We start from the raw sequence: 19,299 nt of genomic DNA on the forward strand, positions 1-19,299 counted from the left end.
CAGACCGCCAGGGCTGATGCCGGCTCAGAACGCGACGCGAACGCCACCCTTCGCCGTGCCGGTGCGGCTCTGGTCGGACATCATCATGCCCTCGACGGCGCCGAGCACGGAGACGTTGCGCGTGATGCGGTAGTCGAAGCCGAAGCCCGCGACTGCGCCGACCGTAGAGCGGCTGCCGGGCGTGACGAAAGAGAGGTTTTGCCCGAGCAGCACCGTGTTGATGTTGGTGTCGCCGACGCGCTGGAGCGCGATCACGCCGCCATGGACATTGGCTTTGAGCTCGCCGCCGGCAAAGCCCGTCACGCGCGACAGATCGACCTCGCCGCGCTCCTCGAAATCCTGGAGCGTGCGACTGCCGACCGAGAGCCCTTGCGCCGAGCCGGTCTCGCTATAGCCATCGAATCGGCCGGCGACGTAGCGCAGCCGCGCCGTCGGCGTTAGCAGATAGCCGTTGCCGATCTCGAGCTTATAGCCGTAGGCAACTTCAGGGCTGACGTACCAACCGCTGTAGTTTGCAGTGGTCGTCTCCATGCCGCCCACTGTGGCATTGTTCAGCACCAGGCGGCGTGATTTGTTGTCGGCATTGCCGCCCTGGATGATGAAGTCGAAGAACTGCGCAGCCCATTCGAACCGGCTGTAGACACCACCGAAGACGTAGTTGGTATCGACCGACTGCGAGTTGAGATCGACCGAGAGGCCGCCCTGCCCGCCGCCGAGGAAGCCGCCGACCAGCCAGTTCGGTTGCACCCTGCGGTCGATGCCGATCGCACCACCCCACGCCGTCGAGGTCGCGCGCAAGGTCGAGACCGTCTCGTCCTGGATGCGCTGGCCACCGAAGGAGTTGGCCCAGACCGTGATCGGCGCCGAATCGGTCCAGAGGCTGCGCGGCGCCTTGGTGAAGGGACTGGCCTGCGCCGTCTCGGGCGCATAAGCCATCGCCATCATGTTGCTGCCGGCCGGCCCCGTGCCACCGTTCAGGCGCCCTTGCACCAGCGAGGACACGCCGCCGGTGAAATCCATCAGCGTGCGGTCGGTCTGCGCCAGCGCGGTGGGATCGAGCGTTGCCAGCGTGGTGCCGGACACGACTGATGGACCGTTGAAGGCGCCTGCCGACGTGACGGTATAGATGGTGCCTTCGAAATTGATGAAGGTCGGCAGACTGATCGTCGTTAGCGACGACACTCTGCTGCTGATCGGCGACAGATTGATGTTGATCACATCGGCGCCAAAGCCGAAATCGACCACGCCGTTGATCTTCGAGCCCGGCAGCAGCGTCAGCGTGTCAGCCCTGTTGGAAAGCTGAATCGCCTTCCCGGCGGTACCGGTGATCGTGCCAGAGTTCGTGATGTTCGATCCATCGCTCGACTGAATGCCAATCCTGCCGATGATGGTGCCGGAATTGTTGACAGTCGCCTGGGTCGTCAGGATCCCGATGCCGTTGGTGGCCGAGGCCTGAAGCAAACCGGTGTTGGTCACGTTGGCGATGTTGGCGTTGACCGCCGTCTCCCTCCCGGTAATCGTGCCGGAATTGTTGACGTTGCCGACGATCGCATTGATACCGCGGTCACCTCCCGTGAGGGTTCCGGCATTGTCGAGATTGACCCTGCTACCGGACAAGCCGAAACCATTCGCCGAGATCTGTCCCGTGTTCGTCACGTTGACGGTTTCGGCAAATACGGCCGACGATCCGCCGGAGATGGTGCCGCTGTTGATCACGTTTGCCGTCTTGGCTGCGTGGATGGCGAACTCTGTCCCGGCAATCGATCCGCTGTTGCGAACGGTCGCGTCTGCGATATTCGCGACGATGGCATTGCCATTGCTGCCGTCGCCGGTGATGGTCCCAGAGGCGAGATTCGACAGGTTGACGTTCTGGCCGGATACGCCGAACGCGTGACCGGCGATATTGCCTGCGTTCACCACCGTCGCCAGACCGGAGGCCTGGATGGCGCCTCCGGTTGCCGCGATCTGGGTGATGACGCCGGAGCTGTCGTTGGTCAGGTTCAGGGTAATGCCGGTGACCCCGGCCGCATCCCCGGAGATCGTTCCGATGTTCGAGATCAGGTTCACCGTGTCGCCGTTGATGCCGACCGTGTCGGGCCCGACGCCGGAAATCGTGCCGGAATTCCTCACATTGGCGACAAACGCATCGACGCCGCTGCCGCGTCCGCCCGCCTCGCTCGCGATGGTGCCTGCGTTGGTGAGGTTGAGGGTTGAAGCGGTGATTGCGTGAAAGCCGATGATCGTGGCTCCGCTGAGGTTCGAGATGGTCATATCGCCACCTGTAATACCAGCCGAGAACGTTCCCTCGATCTTCCCGGCGTTGACAATGACAGCGCCCTCGCCAGTCTGAAGGCCAAAGAACCTTCCGTGGACGGTCACCCCCGATCGGACGTCATAGGTATTGTTGTCGTCGCCGCGCGCGCCATAGCCCGTGCCGCCGCCCTGCTGGGTGTCGGTGTCAGTTGCGCACACCACCGTCGCATTGCTGACCGGAGCGGTCGGCGTACAGGCCGCTCTCGCGGGCTCGCTGATGAACACCGGCGCAGCCGGCAGCAAAAGCAGCAGCGATCGCCGCGCCAAACGCCATCGCGCAACACCGTCCCCACCCGTCTCAATCATTTTTAGTCCCTCAGCTCACAGGCACGTTGCCAGCGACCTCCTCCGATCGGGTGAGGCTGCTCTTGCGAATTTGGATTCGCTGAACGCCAACGTAGAAAGGGACGCCGGTTTCGACTTGGATGGTGACGACCGGGTTTCGGGCCAGGACGAACTGAAGGCGTTTCGCGCAGCACTGGTGCAGCGTTGCTACACCGTCGCCCGCGTGCTCACGCCTGGTCCCATCCCGCTTTCTCCGCACTCTCGGCCCAGACCGCGGCGCGATAGATCTCGCGGCCGCCATTGTCTCTGACGCGGATCCAGGCGTCGCGGTCGCGCAAATCATCGCGCCAGACGAAGAGATGGCTTGCCATCTCGTCGGCCACCACGAAGGTCGCCTCGGCGCATTCGAACACCATGCCGCCCGGGTCGATCTTCACGATATTGCCGACCAGAAGGTCGAAGAAGAAACGGCGCATCGACTTACTCCAGCGGGTCGCGCGAGCGCTGCCAGGTCATGACCCAGTCGGCCCGCAGAGGGTTTGCGCAATGGCCATGACGTCGCGGTCAAGGATCATCTCGAATCCCTTTCTCCAGGTTGAAATCGGCAGGTGGATGAAATTCAGTCGAATTCGGTCACGACACTTCGCCGCTCCTGACGTCACTCGGCGTCGCGCCATAGGTCCGCCGGAAGCAGCGGTTGAAATAAGAGAGATCGCCGAAGCCGACATCGTAGGCGATCGAGCTCACCGTGCGCTCGGCGTATTCGGGCTCGCGCAGCATGCGATGGGCACGCTTGACACGCTGCTCGGTCAGGAAAGAGGAGAACGTCTTGCCGTCGGCCTCGAACAGGCGCTGGAGATAACGCGGCGTCACGCCGAGTTCCTGGGCCACCGCCGTCACTGATAGCTCCTGCCGCCAGCAATTGTTGGCGATCGAGACCTTCGCCTTCTGGAGCCTGGCCGCCTTGACGCCGCGCCGTCCGGCGAGCTCCCGCGTCTCACCGGTCGCGCCGAGGACGAGCGCGAGAAGATCGTGCAAATGCCCGACCGCGAGCTGCCGTAGCGCGGGCGTGTCGAACGCCTTCTCCCGGACCAAGGTCACCGCGTAATCGACCAGCAAACGAAGTCCGGTGGAGCTTTCCGGCATGACGCGCATCACGGCGTCATCGACGTCCACGATCATCGGTGCCAGCACGCGTCGCGGCACACGCAACGAAAAGCAGCTCCCGAGCGACAACCGCTCGAACGTCGTGACGTCCTCCGCGCTGGTCAGGACGGCTTGTCCGGCGTGAAGCGCCAGATCGTGTCCTCGCTCGGATATCCCGAGAACGCCCGACCTGTTCACGATCAGGGCGAGGCTGTCGTCGCCATCGGCAACCAGCTGCCTGGTGCGAATGACCCGGGCTCCGCACAATCCGCCCATCAGCAACTGGGCTTCCGACAAGATGTGCGAGGTGAAGCTCGCCGCGGCCGGCTTGCCGTTCCTTGCCTCGACCTCCGCCTTCAACACCCCGCGGCAGTAGAAATCGCGAAGCAGCGGGATTCGCTCGCCTTCAGGAATTTCGATTGTTGAAACATTGAGAACCGAAAAATCAGTCTTGCTGCTCACTGCAATCTCTCCAACGACCGGCAGGCCCGGCCGCATGCCGTCATTTCCTCACCCGCGTTCCATGCCGTCGCGGCACGTCTTCGGCACTCGCTGCCCTTCATTCACGAGCGCGATATACGAAAGGCTTAGATGATACGCGTCCTGCAATCGGAGGACCCGCGGGCTTTGCTCATCACAATGGATTGAGATTGCGCCACGTCGGGACCAATGATGTGAAATGGCTCACACGTCACCGCCGTTGGTGCGCCGACCGAACGGCACGGCAAAGCCGGCGGCGATCTTCACGAGATCGGCCTGCCTGCCGGCGCCGGTCTTCTCGAACAGGCGGCCGAGATGCGTCTTCACCGTCGTCTCGGCGATGCCGAGCTTGGCCGCGATGTCGGGCACGCCTCCGATCTCGATGATGGCCATCAACACGCGCAATTCGGACGGCGTCAGCCTGAAGGCCGCCGCGATCGCCTCGGTTGCGAGCAAAGGCACCATCGAGGCCTTTTGCACGAAGAGCACGGTGGCCGCGATATCGCGCGGCTGGTTGCGCTCGCGCTTCAGCGGAAAGGCATGGATCAGGTGATGCTGGCCATCGGCCGAGGTCACGAGCTCGATCTGGCGACGTCCGCTCGCTTCAGGTCCGCCATTGGTTGCGACGTCGAACAGACCGCGGAATATTTTGTCGGTCTGGGTGTTACGCGCGACGATCCGGTCGCCGACAATCGCCAGCAGATTGCCATCGGCGACCAGCTGCCGGCACGCGGCGTTGGCGTGGACGACACGCGCGTCGGCGTCAAGCAGGCAGATGGCGGTGCCAAGGCCGTCGAGGACATCGGCGAGGTCGTCCACGGTATGCAAGCGAGCCCCGATCTGCCGGCCCATGAGCCTGGAACGGTGGAGGTGCGGCGCAAGCAGCCGCATGCGCTCGCGCATGGTGTCGTCGACGGGTCCGCGGGATCGATGGCGCAGCACCTGCAAGATCGTGGTGCGCGTGCCCGACGTGTCGAGCGTGACTGCCGCGAGATCGATCGCATCCTGGGGCTCGAGCCATTCCCGGTAGAAGCTGGTCGCCACGAAATCCGAATGAGGCATGACGTCGGTCACGCCGGCGGTCTGCCCGACAGCGAGACCGGGATGGCGATCGAGCAGCGGGTCGAGTTCCACGTAGCGGTCACGATAGAGCTCACGGAATCGAGACTCCGTGCCGAAATGCTGATGGATCTCGATCGAGAGCCCGGCCACATCGCGCGACAGGATCGTCGCCGCGAACCCGCCGACGAATTCAGCAACCTGCTCCAGCACAGCGCTTCGCAGCGCAGGATCAATTGCCGCATCGTAGATGTCGCCGACCAGCGACGAGAACCGGCTCGCATGGACGACGGTCATCTGCCGGACGATGCGATCAGTGCACAGCCCCGGTGACGAAGGGGGCTCGCAATTCGGGAACCGGAGGAGCGAACGGGACGGTCAAGCGCCGCCCTCGACGAGGAAAAAGGATTGCAGCGAAATGCTGGAATATCGAACATCGTCCTTGCGTAACGTCAACCGCAGGATGCGGCTTGGACGTTTTCGCCAAAGACTAGGATTAATGCGAACAGCGATCGGGCTGTGTGCGATGAGTCACGCGCACGCTGCGCGCAGGCTTTGTATGCGATCAGGCCTCGACGCAATTTGCGTCACCATCGGCTCTCTTAGGGTGGGCAAAGGCGCGTGGCGCCGTGCCCACGATCTCGTGCCGAATGCAAAAATTGGTGGGCACGCTCGCGCTTTGCCCCCCTAGAGAGCGGTGCCTGACGCAATCTACTTCCGGTTCTCCTCACAGAATTTCAGCGCGGCGAGCGCTTCGCCGGCGCGTGGGATCTGCATCTCGATGCTGTCGTCGTCATCGTCCTCGAAATCGAGCGTGAGGCGCTTGGCCTTCGAGAGCCGGTCCATGATCGACTGGTCGTATTCGAAGATGCCGCGCACGGTGGTCTTGTCCATGACCTCCCACTTCGCCTTCTTCATGATGTCGGCATCATCGGTGCCGACATCGGCCCGCAGGATCTCGCCGACCTTGTCCCATTCCCAGCCGTCGTAGATCATCACCATCACGATGGCCTTGTCGGAATAGGTGATGACGATGACGTAGTCGCGGTTCTCGTCGTCCTTGTCCTTGTAGCCGCGGCTCGCATTGCAATGCGTGTCCTGCGTGCGCTTCTCGATGGTCCAGTCGCCGACCTTGGATTGTTGTGCGAGCGCCGGGCTTGTGTTCAAGGCGGCTGCGCTCAGAACCCCTGCGAGCATTCCGGCCGTGAAAAGTAATCGTTTCATGTCAGCCTCCCAGCGTGTTCCCCGCAGGGAGATGACCATCTCTCCCGGCGGCCCGCAAGGGTCTGACGAGGCCCAACGGCGTTGGGGGCGGCCCTTACGCCCGCCGCGGCACGATCGCGATCGGGGTGAAGGTGTAAACCTCCTCGCCGTCCTGGTTGAACATCGTCCATTTCACCAGTGCGATGCCCTGCGGCTTCGACTTCGACGGCGTCAGGCTCATGACCTCGCCGACCAGATGCAGGCGGTCGTTGGGCCGCACCGGCATGGTCCAGCGCAGGCCGTCGACCCCTGCGCCGATCAGCGGATGCGGGCCGAAAGGGCGGATCTGAACCGCGAGGTTCATGGCGATCGCGGCGGTGTGCCACCCTGATGCAGCGAGGCCCTTGAACAGGGTGGCCTTGGCGGCCTCGTGGTCGAGGTGCATCGGCTGCGGATCGAACTCCGCCGCAAAACGCTTGATGTCGGCCTCGGTGACCTGAACTTCCGGCGATTTGAACCGCATTCCGATGGTGAGATCGTCGAACCACTCGACCTGCGCCATGATTTTGCCTCGCAATATGATGGCCCGCCCGCTGGAGGCGCGCGATTGAAGGGATTGACCAGAAACGGGAAATAGCGGCTCCGCGCCGCACAAGCCAGCCCCGAGGTTCCCCGCGAAACCCGTTTCCCAAAACGACGAAACACCCCTGAAACAGATGGCCGGTTAAGTGCTTGTCAAAATAAATACAGGGACGGCCACCATGCAGTTCATCCTCGACCTGATCTACGATTACGCCTGCTGCCAGCACCTCGTCGCCCAGCCGCTGCGGGAGGACGAGCTATGATCGAGCTGATTTCCGCCCTCCTCGCCCTTTGCAGCATCGGCGTCTTTACGGCACATGCGGTGGATGCCTATCGCACCACGCATGACTGACCGCCGCGCCCTCGCGGCGCTGGAGCCGACGTCGCCTAGACAACAACCTCAAGCGCGATGACGATCTAACCTGATCTCATCGCGCTTTAGAACGGCCGCCGGTAGAAGTGCTCCGAATGGGTCGCCGGCGGAAACCGGTTGGCGAGCGCCAGCGCGCCCCTCTCGTCCGTTTCAAGCGCGATCTTCTGTGCCAGCATCACGTCGCCCGGCACCAGGAAGCCTGACGGGACGAAGCACCATCCCATCGTCGCGTGCCCGTCGCCGTCGATCTCATGGACATTGGCGGCGGTGCCATAATGGATGCGATAGGTCTTGCCGGTATCGCCGCCGATCACATCGAAATACCGGTGCTCCTCGAACTGCGCGCGCTGCTCCGGCGACAGCCATTCGGCCAGCAGCCGGCGGCCGCGCGCATCCGGCGTGTTCTCGCCGAAGAAGCGCCGATAGAGCTCGCGCAGCGCATGCAAACGCGCACGCGCCGGCGCGCGAAGCCAAACTGCCGCGAACATGAGCAGCTCAGATCAACCGCCGACCAGGCGGGGATAGAACAGCGTTTCCTGCGCGGTCGGGTCGAACGATCGGATCCGGGTGACTTCGCCCGGCCCGGTGCGGAGGGCGGCGGTGAAGCCGGCTCCGGTCAGCTCCCGAAAGCGCCGTTCGGCTCGCGCCAGCGCTTCGGCATTGCCAGGATCAAACTCGTGGCGCGTATCGCCAGTCTGGTCCATCACGATCTGGGTTGCCATCGTTGAGTCTCCTCATGCCCAGCCCCGAACCTGATCAAAGCAAACGTCGTGCCGTCAGTTCCTGATGGCAACAACTTTCTCGCGCCGACACATCACGCCTTGCTGAGCAAGAGCGTCTTAGCGCGAAGCTTGACGCCGGTTCGCGTCAAGAAAACGCGTCAAAACAAGAATCTAGAGCCCCGTTCGAAACGACGGCTCTGGTCAGCGGGAGGCGGCCGCCCCGCCCTCGTCGATCTGCCGGCCCATCAGCGCGATCGCCTTCTGATAGACGCCCGCCGCATTCCAGGCCTCGATGGCGGCGAAATTCGGCTCGCCCGGCTGGTAACCGGCTCCCGCCCGCCAGCCATGGGCCCGGAGGAAATTCGCCGTCGAGTTCAGCGCGTTGGCGGCAACGTCGAGATTGCCGGTGCCATAGGCCAGGATGTTCTTGGGCATGAACTGGGTCTGGCCGACCTCACCATGCATGGAGCCGCGGGTTGCCCCCGACAGCGTGCCGCGGTCGATCAACTTCAGCGCGGCATAGAGCTGATCGGTGAAGAATTCGGGACGGCGGCAGTCATAGGCCAGGGTCGCGATCGACGACAGCATGTTCTGGTTACCGCGCTGGCTGCCGAAGCCGGTCTCCATGCCCCAGATCGCGATCAAGGGCCCCGGCGGGACGCCATAGCGCTGCTGGATCGAGGCGAACAAGGCGGCCTGCGATTGCTTGAGCTGCCGCCCCCTGGCGACGATGGTGGTGGCGCCGCGCTTGGCGAGGAACTGGTCGAGCGACAGCGAGAAGCTGCGTTGGCCGCGGTCGGCCGCGATGGTGGCGCTGGCGTAATTGGCCTGCATCAGCGCCGAGATCGCGGTCTGGCCGATGCCCTTGCCTTGGGCCTCGGCGCTGAACTCGCGCTTCCAGGCCTCGAAGCCCGCGGCAGAGCTACCGCATTGCGCGGCCTCGGCCACAGGCAGAGAGAGCAGCAGCGCGGTCGCGCCAATCACCGCCGTCGCGACTGTCCTGCCCTTGATCATTGCGCGTTCCTCTTGCTGCTGCGCGACCGGCTCGCGCAAGCGCATGATCCTACGTCAGTTGCAATCGCTCAAGTCCCGATGGCTACAATCAATCCAGGCAAAGCCCTTGACACCAGCGGTCACGCCTCGTCCGTTCCCAGCAGGAAATCCACCATGATGCCCTGGTGCTGCTGGTACATGTCCGTGCCGGTCCCGGTCACGCAGCCGATCCGGCGGGCCGCTGCGATGAAGGGCGAGACCTCGGGCTTGGTGATGACGCAGCCGCAATAGGACGTCGGCGCGAGCCGCGCGACATCGACCGGCAGCGGATCGCCGTCGTTCATCCCCGCCGGTGTCGCATTGGCGACAAAATCGAAGCCCGCCGGATCGGTGCTGCCGACCCGCACCGGCGCCTTGCCGAGGGCATTGAGCCGGCCGATCAGCGTGTCGCGGCGGTCCGCCGCGCTGTCGTGAATGGCAAGCTCGCGCACGCCGGCCTCGACCAGCGCAAGCGCGACCGCCGATCCCGCGCCGCCGGCGCCGACGAGCAGCGCCCGCATGCCCGCAGGGTTGATCCCCTTCGCCCGCGCCGCACCGACGAAGCCGAGGCCGTCCACCATGTCGCCATGCCACGCACCGTCGGCGCGGCCGCGCATCAGGTTCACGGTGCGCAGGAAATGCGCGCGCTCGGTCGCGCTGGCGCAGGCCTGGTAGCAGGCGAATTTGTGCGGGATGGTCACGACGATGCCATCGAGATTCTTCAGCCGCGCTGCGACCGAGAGGAAGTCGGGCAGATCGCTCGGGGTGACCTGAATGGGCATCAGGATGCCGTCGTGGCCGCGTGCGGCGAAGGCGGCGCTCACGCCTTCGGGCGAGCGCACCTGCGCGATGGGATCGCCGACGATGACGTAGAGCCGCGTGGCGCCTGTCGGGGCCGGGATCGTTTTGCTCAAGCCGCAACCTCGGATGTCAATTCCAGCCCGTCCAGATTGCCCTCCTTGCGCCACTTGTCGAGCAGCCGCAGGAAGGCCACCGGCCCGCGCCAATATTGGCTGTTTCGCGCCGCGATCGGATCGAACACGCCCTCGTTGTTGTAATAGCCGGGCGTGCATTCGGCGAGATAAGTCTGGCGGCCGAGCGCGGCCTTGACGACCTCCTCGACCCAGGCGTTCTCGGCCGCCAGCGTCGGCTCCAGCGTGCGCGCCTTGCGCTTGCGCGCTTCGGCGATGACATAGGCGATATGCTGCGACTGCTCGTCGATGATGTGCGGGAAATTGGCGCTCTGGCCGGCCTGCACCGTGACGATCAGGAAACAGTTCGGGAAGCCGCGGCTGTAGAAGCCGTGCAGCGTCTTGACGCCGCCCTGCCAGCGCTCTGACAGGCTGGTGCCGTCGCGGCCGTAAACTTCAAAACCCATGCGGCGGGCGTAATCGGTGCCGACCTCAAAACCGCTGGCATAGATCAGGCAATCGAGCTCATAGGCCTTGCCGCCAGCCACGACGGCGTTCTCGGTGATGCGCTCGACGCCCCGCCCTTTGGTGTCGACGAGATGCACATTGAGACGATTAAAAGTGTCGAGATATTCGTCATGAAAGCACGGCCGCTTGCAGAACGCCTTGTACCAGGGCTTTAGCGCCGCCGCGGCCGCCTCGTCCTTCACGATCGCATCGACGCGGGCGCGGATCTCCTCCATCTTGCGATAGTCGGCCTGCTCGATGACCTTCAGCGCCTCCTCCATCGAGGTCACCGGCTGCGGCTGGCGGCGCGGCGCCAGCAGGATCTCGCCGAGCAGGCCGGTCCAGCCGTCCTGCACCAGATCCCGCTCGACCGGCTCGCCTGAGATCACCGCGGTGAAATTGTCCATGCGCTCACGCTGCCAGCCGGGCTTGAGGCTCTCCGCCCAGCCCTGATCCGTCGGCCGGTCGTCGCGCACGCCGATCGCCGATGGCGTGCGCTGGAAGACGTAGAGCTCCTTTGCCGCGCGGCCGAGATGCGGCACGCATTGCACGGCGGTGGCGCCGGTGCCGATGATGCCGACGCGCTTGTCGGCAAGACCGGTCAGGTCTCCCTCGGCGGTGCCGCCGGTATATCCATAGTCCCACCGGCTGGTGTGGAAGCTGTGGCCCCCAAAGCTTTCGATGCCGGGAATGCCCGGCAGCTTGGGGCGGCTCAGCGGGCCGCCGGCGAGGATGACGAAGCGCGCGCGGATGCGGTCGCCGCGATCGGTCTCGACCAGCCAGCGCGCCTCCTGCTCCTGCCATTCCATCCGCGAGATCACGGTTTGAAACAATGCGCGCTCGTAGAGCGAGAAGTGACGGCCGATGCGGCGGGAGTGCTCGTAGATCTCGGGCGCCCGCGCATATTTGCGGACCGGCATGTAGCCGGTCTCCTCCAGCAGCGGCAGATAGATGTAGCTCTCCGTGTCGCAGGCAGCTCCAGGGTAGCGATTCCAGTACCAGGTACCGCCGAAATCGGCGGCCTTTTCCACGATGCGAAAATCGTCGATGCCGGCCGAGCGCAAGCGCGCGCCGCACAAGAGACCGCCGAAGCCGCCGCCGACGATCAGAACTTCGGTTTGTTCGCTGACAGGCGCGCGCGCAAAGCCGGGATCGGCCCAGGGATCGTCGAGGTAACGGCCGAACTCGCCGGTCACCTCGACATATTGCGCCTTGCCCTCGCTGCGCAGACGGCGGTCGCGCTCGTCGCGATAGCGGGCACGAAGTGCGGAAATGTCGACCGTAGACTCGCCGGCTGTACCGGTCTTGTGTCTTTCCGCTGACATTCATTTCCTCCACGGCGGGCGCTGCTTCGCAGGCACTCACAGCAGGTTAGCCCTGAAAAAGTGACGCATGCAATCACATCAGCGGTTTTTTGCGTGAACGCCGCGTGACGTTCCGCTAACTTTGCAGCGCCAATCACAAGCCTATGCCGTGCAACGACATGGCGCTCCGGAGGGAAACGATGCAGGGATTGATGATGGACATGCCGCTGCTGATCAGCGGCCTGATCCAGTACGCCGCCGACTATCACGGCGAAGCGGAGATCGTCGCGCGCGAGATCGAGGGCGACATCCATCGCTACACTTATGCAGACGCCCATCCGCGCATCAAGCGCATGGCGCTGGCGCTCAAACGGCTCGGCATGCAGCGTGGCGACCGCGTCGGCACGCTGGCCTGGAATACCCATCGGCATTTCGAGATGTTCTATGCCGCGCCGGGCGTGGGCTATGTGCTGCACACCGTCAACCCGCGCCTGTTTCCCGAGCAGCTGGTCTACATCATCAACCACGCCGAAGACCGGCTGCTGTTCATCGACCGCGCCACGCTGCCGATCGTCGAGGCGATCGCGCCGCAGCTGAAGACGATCGAGGCCTTTGTCGTGATGTCCTCGCGCGAGCGCATGCCGGAGACGAAGCTCGCCAACGTGCATTGCTACGAGGACCTGCTGGACAAGGAGAGCGATGCCGGCTTCACCTGGCCGGAGTTCGACGAAAAATCCGCCTCCACCATCTGCTACACTTCGGGCACGACCGGCAATCCCAAGGGCGTGATCTATTCGCACCGCGCCGCAATCCTGCAGACCATGACCTGCTGCAATTTCGACTTTTTGCCGGGCCATGTCGAAGGCGTGCGCGAGGTCATGATGCCGATGGCGCCGCTGTTCCATGGCAACGGCTGGAACATGCCGTTCACTGCGCCCTATACCGGATCGAAGTTGGTGCTGCCCGGCCGCAATTACGAGCCCGACAAGCTCTATGAATTGCTCGAGGGCGAGAAGGTGACACTGTCGGCGGGCGTGCCGAGCTTCTGGCTGATCCTGCTCGACTGGCTTGGGCGCACCGGCAACAAGTTCTCCACCTTGCGCGCGACGCTGTCGTCCGGCTCGGCACCGCCGCGCGCGATGGTCGAGAAGCTCAAGCGCGACTACAACGTCGACTACATCCAGGCCTGGGGCATGACCGAGGCGCTGGGCTGCTCGATGCCGGGCTTGCGGCCGGGCTCGGAGCATCTCGGCGACAAGGAGAAGTTCGACCGCCGTCAGGTCTCGGGCCGCGCCTGCTTCGGCACGCATTTGCGCATCGTCGACGATGCCGGCAATGAGTTGCCGCGCGACGGCAAGACCGTCGGACATCTTCGCGCCCGCGGCCCCTGGGTCGCCTCCGGCTACATGAAGCTCGACGAAGGCCTCGACCGCGACGGCTGGCTGATCACCGGCGACATGGCCGTGATCGACAGCCAGGGTCACGTCACGCTGACCGACCGCTCCAAGGACGTCATCAAGTCCGGAGGCGAGTGGATCTCCTCGATCCAGCTCGAGGACATCGCGCTGTCGCACCCCGACGTGCTGCAAGCGGCCGTCGTCGCCATCGCGCACGAGAAATGGCAGGAGCGTCCCCTGCTCCTCGTCGTCCGCAAGAAAGGCGCCACCGTCGACGGCAAGGCGCTGCTCGATCACATGCGCCCGAAAATCGCGAGCTGGTGGCTGCCCGACGCCGTCGAATTCCTTGACGAATTCCCGATGACGGGCACCGGCAAGGTGCTGAAGTCGGCGCTGCGCGAGAAGTTCAAAGAGTATCGCGTCGCCTGACGCGACGTGCCATTGCGCCGCACGCTGCGCCGTTCATCGATCAAGGAGACCTAAAATGCTCTACCCGATGTCGCCCAAAGTCGTCGAGCTCAAGCGCAAGCTCGAGAGCTTCATGGACCGGCACATCTATCCGAACGAGGAGCGGTTCTATCGCGAGGCGGAAGAGCTCGGGCCGTGGAAGGTCTATCCCGTCGTCGAGGAGCTGAAGCCGCTCGCACGCGCCGAAGGGCTGTGGAATCTGTTCCTGCCGGAGTCGCGCCACGGCGCCGGCCTCACCAATCTCGAATATGCCCCGCTCTGCGAAGTCATGGGCCGCTCGCATCTCGCGCCCGAAGTGTTCAACTGCTCCGCGCCCGACACCGGCAACATGGAGGTTCTGGAGCGCTACGGCAGCGAGAAGGACAAGGAGCGCTGGTTGAAGGCGCTGCTATCAGGCGAGATCCGCTCCTGCTTCGCCATGACCGAGCCGGCGGTCGCCTCGTCCGATGCGACCAACATCGAGAGCTCGATCGTGCGCGACGGCGACCATTACGTCATCAACGGCCGCAAATGGTACACCACGAACGCGACCGACCCGCGCTGCAAGATCTGCATCTTCATGGGCAAGACCGATCCCGACAATCCGGACCGCCACAAGCAGCAATCGATGATCCTGGTGCCGATGGACACGCCCGGCATCGAGGTCAAGCGTCCCCTGCCCGTGTTCGGCTTCTACGGCGTGCCCGATCGGGCCTCCGAGGTCGTCTTCACCAATGTGCGCGTGCCCAAGGAAAACATGCTGCTCGGCGAAGGCCGCGGTTTTGAGATCGCGCAGGGCCGCCTCGGCCCGGGCCGCATCCACCACTGCATGCGGCTGATCGGCCTTGCCGAGCGCACGCTGGAGAAGATGTGCCGCCGCGTGCGCAGCCGTATCGCCTTCGGCAAGCCGGTCTCCGAGCAGACCGTGACGCAGGAGCGTATCGCCGAAGCCCGCATCATGATCGAGCAGGCCCGGCTGCTGACGCTCAACGCCGCCTACGCCATGGACACCGTCGGCAACAAGGTCGCGAAAAGCGAGATCGCGATGATCAAGGTCGCGGTGCCCAACATGGCCTGTCAGATCATCGACTGGGCGATCCAGGCCCATGGCGGCGGCGGCACGTCGAACGATTTCGGCCTGACGCAGGCTTACGCGACGGCGCGTCTGCTGCGGCTTGCGGATGGGCCGGACGAGGTGCACCGCAACCAGATCGCACGGTTCGAACTGAAGAAATATTCGAACGCGTAAGCCGGCGTTGGCAAGTCGGTACCAGAGAGTGCGCTAGAGGATCGTCGTCTAGTCGACTCTTGGCGGCTCCTGGATGGACGAAAATACATTCTGATTCGAAATCGCTTCGAGCATCGCTCCGAAAATGATGATCGGCAGATAGAACGCAAGCATGATTGTATTCCTCCTACTGTGACAACTTGGGCCCGTAAGGCCAGGTTCCTCAAATTGACGCTCGCCCGCCTCGGAACATTGTTGGCGCTTACCAAGCTACCGACGAACCCGAGTCGCAGGCCGTATCAAGAGCGCATCGCGTCAATCGCATGGGCGATCAGAACGACTGCGCTTGCGGCAATGAGAAACACAAACAACCAGCTCACGTCCGCCTCCGATCCCGGAAGTGAACGCGTTCATCCGTGCACAGTCAAAAACCATCGGTCTGGAACCGTTATTCTGCTGCTCGCTGATGCTTCGCCGCAACAATTGCATCTGCTATCGGCGCTATCGGCAGAACGCCAAAAGGAGCAACGTGCCGACGACGCAGGCCGCTAGGATTAAAAACCAAACGCCCATGCAGTCCCCCGACTCAACACGCGAGTCAGGATTAGCCTTACGATTTGGCATTGAAATGCTTGTTGCCGGTTTTCCCCAGGGCCAAGCGCGATCATCTGCTCGCGCCGTTAGTCCAATACCTCCACCGTCGCCGAGCGGCCGGCCACCAGTGACAGGGCTTCAGGCACCGGGTCCAGCGCGATGCGCACCGGCACGCGCTGGGCGAGGCGCACCCAGCTGAAGGTGGGGTTCACGTTCGCAAGCAGATTTGCGCCCTCGGCGCGGTCGCGGTCCTCGATGCCGGCGGCGATGCTCTCGACGTGGCCGGTCAGCGTGGCCTTCTCGCCCATCAGGCGGACCTGGACCTTGTCGCCGACGCGGATGCGCGCGAGCTTTGTCTCCTCGAAATAACCCTCGACATGCAGCGTATCGGTATCGACCAGGGCCATCACGCCCTTCCCGGCCGTGACGTAAGCGCCGGGGCGCAGATCCATGTTGGTGATCACGCCGTTGACGGAGGCGCGGACCTCGCTGCGGTCGAGGTTGAGCTGGGCGACGGCACGATCGGCGACGGCCTGATCGAACGCCGCCTTGGCCTGGAGCTGGGTCGCCAGCACCTGCTCCTGCTTCTGCTGCGAGACGGCATCGGTCGTCAACGTGCTGTAGCGCTTCAGATCGGCATTGGCCTGGTCGAGCGTCGCCTGATGACCAGCGACCGACGCATCGGCCTGCCGCAGCGCCAATGCGAAGCGCTCGCGGTCGATCCGGAACAGCACGTCGCCGCGACGGACCTTCTGGTTGTCCTTGACCAGCACCTCGGTCACGAAGCCTGAGACATCAGGGGCAACCTGCACCACGTCGGCGCGCACGCGGCCGTCGCGGGTCCAGGGCGACTCCATGTAATAGACCCAGAGTTCGCGGCCGACGGCGAGCGCGGCGACAACGACGATGATCGTCAGCGCGAGGCGACCAAGCCCGGCAAGATTTCCTTTCATGAGAGATACTCCGAGAGATAGACGACGCCGCCGAGAAGGCAGACGAAAATCGCGAAATCGAACAGCGCGCGGTGCCAGACCAGCCGGTAGAGGTCGAAGCGTTGCATGAACCGGCGCTGCACCGCGCTCAGCGCATAGGCGATGATGATCCACAGCAGCAACGCCGGCACCAGCACGCCGTAGATGTCGATCACATACCTCATGCCGCAACACTCTCGCCTGCGCGCGGCCGATAGGCCGGCGCGTCCGGAAACAGGCCGCGGCGGATACCGACGAGGCCGATCAAGGCGTCTTCGCGCGCTTTCTCATTGGGATCTTTCACCGCGTGTGCGAGCGCCCGATCGACGCTCGCCAGAAGCTCGAGCGGCATCCCCTCGCCGGCATAGCTGCGGCAGGCGGCGGCAAGCTGGTCGAGCATGTCGTCGATGACGGAGATGGTCGATATCGCGAGGCCATAGCGCGCGCGGCGAAGGTCGATGATGTTCAGCCCGATGCGGAGCTGGACCAGGCTGTCGGTGTCGCGGCGATCGCTTTCGGAGAGGAAGGCAATGCGCTGCACCAGCAATCCAAGGCGGTGCAGCATCAGGCCGGCGAACTCGGCACGGTCGCGCTTGCCGCGGCGCTCGGCGGCAACCGCGATCGTCTTCCAGCTCGACAACACCAGGCGGTTGGCGATCCACTCCGCGCCGACCCCGCGCGCAATCCGCGTCACGATCTCTGCGATGACGACGCCAATGAAAAAGGCGACGGCCGAGTTGGCGTAGGAGGCGAAATCGGCGCTGTAGGTCGACTGGATCGCAAGCAGGGTCGCGGTGTTGGCCGCGAGCGCCATGCCGGCCCCCGCGGTGGCGGGACGGCCGATCAGGAAGCCATAGAGCAGGAACGTCGGCGCCAGCGCGACGATCAGGACCTCGAGATGGGAGATCGCCGGCACGATCGCAAACAGATAGACGGCGACAACGACGATGGCGACCAGCGACCACATGCCAAAACTGCGAATGAAGCGCGCCGGCTCATCCTGCGCGGCAAAGAACGAGCAGGCCACCGCCGCCATCATCGGCGCCGATGCGCCGTCCGGCCAGCCGGTGCCGATCCAGAACGCGCAGCAGATCAGGATCGCCGTCGCAGCACCTGCCGCCGACCACAGCGCGAGGCCGCGGTCCCTGTGGCGCACGGGCGCTGCGCCCGCCTCCGAATGGAAGGCGAGATCGAGCGTCGAGACATTGCGGCCATCGGCAATCGCCTCGGTCAGCGCGCGGCAGTCGCGCGAGAGGTCGACCAGCTCGCGCAGCCGCAACAACAGGCTGGTGGTGATGATCCGCTCCCAGGAGGCGCTGCCATCGAGCACCGCCTGCCGCTCCGCGATCATGGCGCGGATGCGTTCCGCCGGCTGGCGCGCGCCGACGTCGCTCGTGATCCATTGCGCGAGATCCTCCAGCAGGCGCTTCAGCTCGGGCTGCCGGCGCAACGCCTCCTCGCCCAGCGCCGCGAGCCGATCCTCCAGCGAGGCGATCACGGGCAGCAGCATCAGCATGCGCAGCCGGATTTCACCAAGGCCGGTCACGGCATTGCGATCGGTCAGCCGGTCATAGGCGAGATGCGTGGAGAGCGTATCGATCTCGACGATGTCGGTCGCGAGCTTGAGGCGCCGGCCGCGGCGCGTTTCGCTCGTTCCCTGCCGCAGCAGCACCGCCTCGCTCAGGCGCTGCGCGTCCGACAGCCAGGTGTCGACCCGATGGGCGACGGCCGGCGCGACGCTGCGCGGGAAGACGATGGTGGAGACGAGGCTGGCGCAGATGATGCCGAGCGAAATCTCCTCGACCCGCGCCACGGCGATGTCGAAGATGGCACCGGGCTCGGAGACCGAGGGAAAGCCGATCAAGGCGACCGTATATCCGGCCAGCATGAAGACGTAGCTGCGCGGCGTGCCGTCGAGCAGAGACAAATAGAGGCAGAGTCCCACCCAGAGCGCGATCGCAAGGCTCAGCAGTTCCGGCGCGTCGATCAGGTGCGGCACCAGCGCCACCGTCATGGTCGCGCCGACCAGCGTGCCGATCACGCGGAAGAAGGCCTTCGAGCTGGTCGCGCCCGCGAGCGGCTGCGAGGTGATGTAGACGGTTGCCATCGCCCAATAGGGCCGCGGCAGGTCCATGGCCAGCGCGATGACGAGCGCCAGCATCGACGCGGCGAACGTCTTCAAAGCAAAAATCAGGTCCGCGTGGCGGACCAGGAACGGCTCATCGGCGCGCATGGCTACTTCGCCTCTGGGCCTGTCTTAACGTCCTGCAGACGGCTGGCCCGCTGTTCGATGCGCTGAAGAGTCTCGAAGGTTATCGCAAGTTCCTCGGGCTCGATATCCCTCAGCAAGCTCGCGCGCACCCGGCGCAGCACCCGGTTGGTCTCCTCGACCTTGGCCGCGCCCGCTTTCGTGAGGTGGAGCGTTTTGGCACGGCGGTCGGTCGGGTCCTCCCGGCGTTCGACCAGGCCCTCGGCCTGAAGCAGATCGATCAGGCGCACCAGCGACGGCCCTTCGATGCCGAGTTCGTCCGCGAGAACACCCTGGCGGACGTTCTCGCCCTGGCGCGACAGCAACAGCAGCGGGATAGCGGTCGCATAGGACAAGCCGTGCTCGGACAGCGCAGAATCCGACTCGCGCCGCCACATCCGCCCCAAGCGCGTGATCAGCCGGCCGATCTCGGCATAGATGAAGCCTTGCGAGGGTGCCATGCAAATTAGATAGGACGCGAACTATTAGTTTGCAAC

General features: G+C 64.4%; 17 protein-coding genes. 2 read left to right on the plus strand and 15 right to left on the minus strand.

The features are described from left to right. Nucleotides 1-24 precede the first annotated feature (24 nt). From QA642_RS29870 to QA642_RS29920, 11 genes are all read right to left on the minus strand, one after another. Nucleotides 25-2,619, minus strand: coding sequence for an autotransporter domain-containing protein (locus QA642_RS29870; RefSeq protein WP_283080044.1), 2,595 nt, complete (start codon nt 2,617-2,619; stop codon nt 25-27). A 206-nt stretch (nt 2,620-2,825) separates the two neighbouring features. Continuing rightward, nucleotides 2,826-3,074, minus strand: a complete 249-nt coding sequence (locus QA642_RS29875) for a hypothetical protein (RefSeq protein WP_283080045.1) — start codon at nt 3,072-3,074, stop codon at nt 2,826-2,828. A 157-nt stretch (nt 3,075-3,231) separates the two neighbouring features. After that, nucleotides 3,232-4,206, minus strand: a complete 975-nt coding sequence (locus QA642_RS29880; protein WP_283080046.1) for an AraC family transcriptional regulator — start codon at nt 4,204-4,206, stop codon at nt 3,232-3,234. A 222-nt stretch (nt 4,207-4,428) separates the two neighbouring features. After that, a complete protein-coding gene (locus QA642_RS29885; RefSeq protein ID WP_283080047.1) occupies nt 4,429-5,580 on the minus strand; it encodes a LuxR family transcriptional regulator in 1,152 nt (383 codons plus the stop codon). Nucleotides 5,581-5,994: 414 nt separating this feature from the next. Next, nucleotides 5,995-6,507 carry a hypothetical protein gene (locus QA642_RS29890; RefSeq protein WP_283080048.1) on the minus strand — a complete coding sequence of 171 codons (513 nt, stop codon included), beginning with the start codon at nt 6,505-6,507 and terminating at the stop codon, nt 5,995-5,997. A 94-nt stretch (nt 6,508-6,601) separates the two neighbouring features. Continuing rightward, a complete protein-coding gene (locus QA642_RS29895; protein WP_283080049.1) occupies nt 6,602-7,048 on the minus strand; it encodes a MaoC family dehydratase in 447 nt (148 codons plus the stop codon). Nucleotides 7,049-7,506: 458 nt separating this feature from the next. After that, nucleotides 7,507-7,929, minus strand: a complete 423-nt coding sequence (locus QA642_RS29900; protein WP_283080050.1) for a hypothetical protein — start codon at nt 7,927-7,929, stop codon at nt 7,507-7,509. Nucleotides 7,930-7,941: 12 nt separating this feature from the next. Continuing rightward, nucleotides 7,942-8,163 (minus strand): hypothetical protein, encoded by a 222-nt coding sequence (locus tag QA642_RS29905; protein ID WP_007592399.1) that lies wholly within the window; start codon nt 8,161-8,163, stop codon nt 7,942-7,944. Between the two features lie 201 nt (nt 8,164-8,364). Then, the gene (locus QA642_RS29910) at nt 8,365-9,177 is read right to left on the minus strand and encodes a lytic murein transglycosylase (protein WP_283080051.1); all 813 of its coding nucleotides are present in this window, start codon (nt 9,175-9,177) and stop codon (nt 8,365-8,367) included. 119 nt (nt 9,178-9,296) lie between these two features. Then, nucleotides 9,297-10,109 (minus strand): shikimate dehydrogenase, encoded by an 813-nt coding sequence (locus QA642_RS29915; RefSeq protein ID WP_283080052.1) that lies wholly within the window; start codon nt 10,107-10,109, stop codon nt 9,297-9,299. Next, nucleotides 10,106-11,938, minus strand: a complete 1,833-nt coding sequence (locus QA642_RS29920) for an NAD(P)/FAD-dependent oxidoreductase (RefSeq protein WP_283080053.1) — start codon at nt 11,936-11,938, stop codon at nt 10,106-10,108. The genes QA642_RS29915 and QA642_RS29920 overlap by 4 nt, the downstream gene beginning before the upstream one ends. Before the next feature lie 179 nt (nt 11,939-12,117). Here QA642_RS29920 and QA642_RS29925 point away from each other — a divergent pair, with 179 nt between their 5' ends. Together QA642_RS29925 and QA642_RS29930 are read left to right on the plus strand one after the other, a co-directional pair. Next, nucleotides 12,118-13,743, plus strand: a complete 1,626-nt coding sequence (locus QA642_RS29925; RefSeq protein ID WP_283080054.1) for a long-chain fatty acid--CoA ligase — start codon at nt 12,118-12,120, stop codon at nt 13,741-13,743. A 55-nt stretch (nt 13,744-13,798) separates the two neighbouring features. Next, nucleotides 13,799-15,010 carry an acyl-CoA dehydrogenase family protein gene (locus QA642_RS29930; protein ID WP_283080055.1) on the plus strand — a complete coding sequence of 404 codons (1,212 nt, stop codon included), beginning with the start codon at nt 13,799-13,801 and terminating at the stop codon, nt 15,008-15,010. A 659-nt stretch (nt 15,011-15,669) separates the two neighbouring features. Here QA642_RS29930 and QA642_RS29935 read toward each other — a convergent pair. Genes QA642_RS29935 through QA642_RS29950 form a run of 4 tightly spaced genes read right to left on the minus strand, consistent with a single transcriptional unit; the run spans nt 15,670 to nt 19,263 of the window. Beyond that, nucleotides 15,670-16,536 carry an HlyD family secretion protein gene (locus tag QA642_RS29935; RefSeq protein ID WP_283080056.1) on the minus strand — a complete coding sequence of 289 codons (867 nt, stop codon included), beginning with the start codon at nt 16,534-16,536 and terminating at the stop codon, nt 15,670-15,672. Continuing rightward, nucleotides 16,533-16,739, minus strand: coding sequence for a DUF1656 domain-containing protein (locus tag QA642_RS29940; protein ID WP_283080057.1), 207 nt, complete (start codon nt 16,737-16,739; stop codon nt 16,533-16,535). The genes QA642_RS29935 and QA642_RS29940 overlap by 4 nt, the downstream gene beginning before the upstream one ends. Further along, nucleotides 16,736-18,787, minus strand: coding sequence for an FUSC family protein (locus tag QA642_RS29945; RefSeq protein WP_283080058.1), 2,052 nt, complete (start codon nt 18,785-18,787; stop codon nt 16,736-16,738). The genes QA642_RS29940 and QA642_RS29945 overlap by 4 nt, the downstream gene beginning before the upstream one ends. A gap of 2 nt (nt 18,788-18,789) precedes the next feature. After that, nucleotides 18,790-19,263, minus strand: coding sequence for a MarR family transcriptional regulator (locus QA642_RS29950; protein ID WP_283080059.1), 474 nt, complete (start codon nt 19,261-19,263; stop codon nt 18,790-18,792). Nucleotides 19,264-19,299 lie beyond the last annotated feature (36 nt).

This window comes from Bradyrhizobium sp. CB2312, assembly GCF_029714425.1.
GTDB lineage: Bacteria > Pseudomonadota > Alphaproteobacteria > Rhizobiales > Xanthobacteraceae > Bradyrhizobium.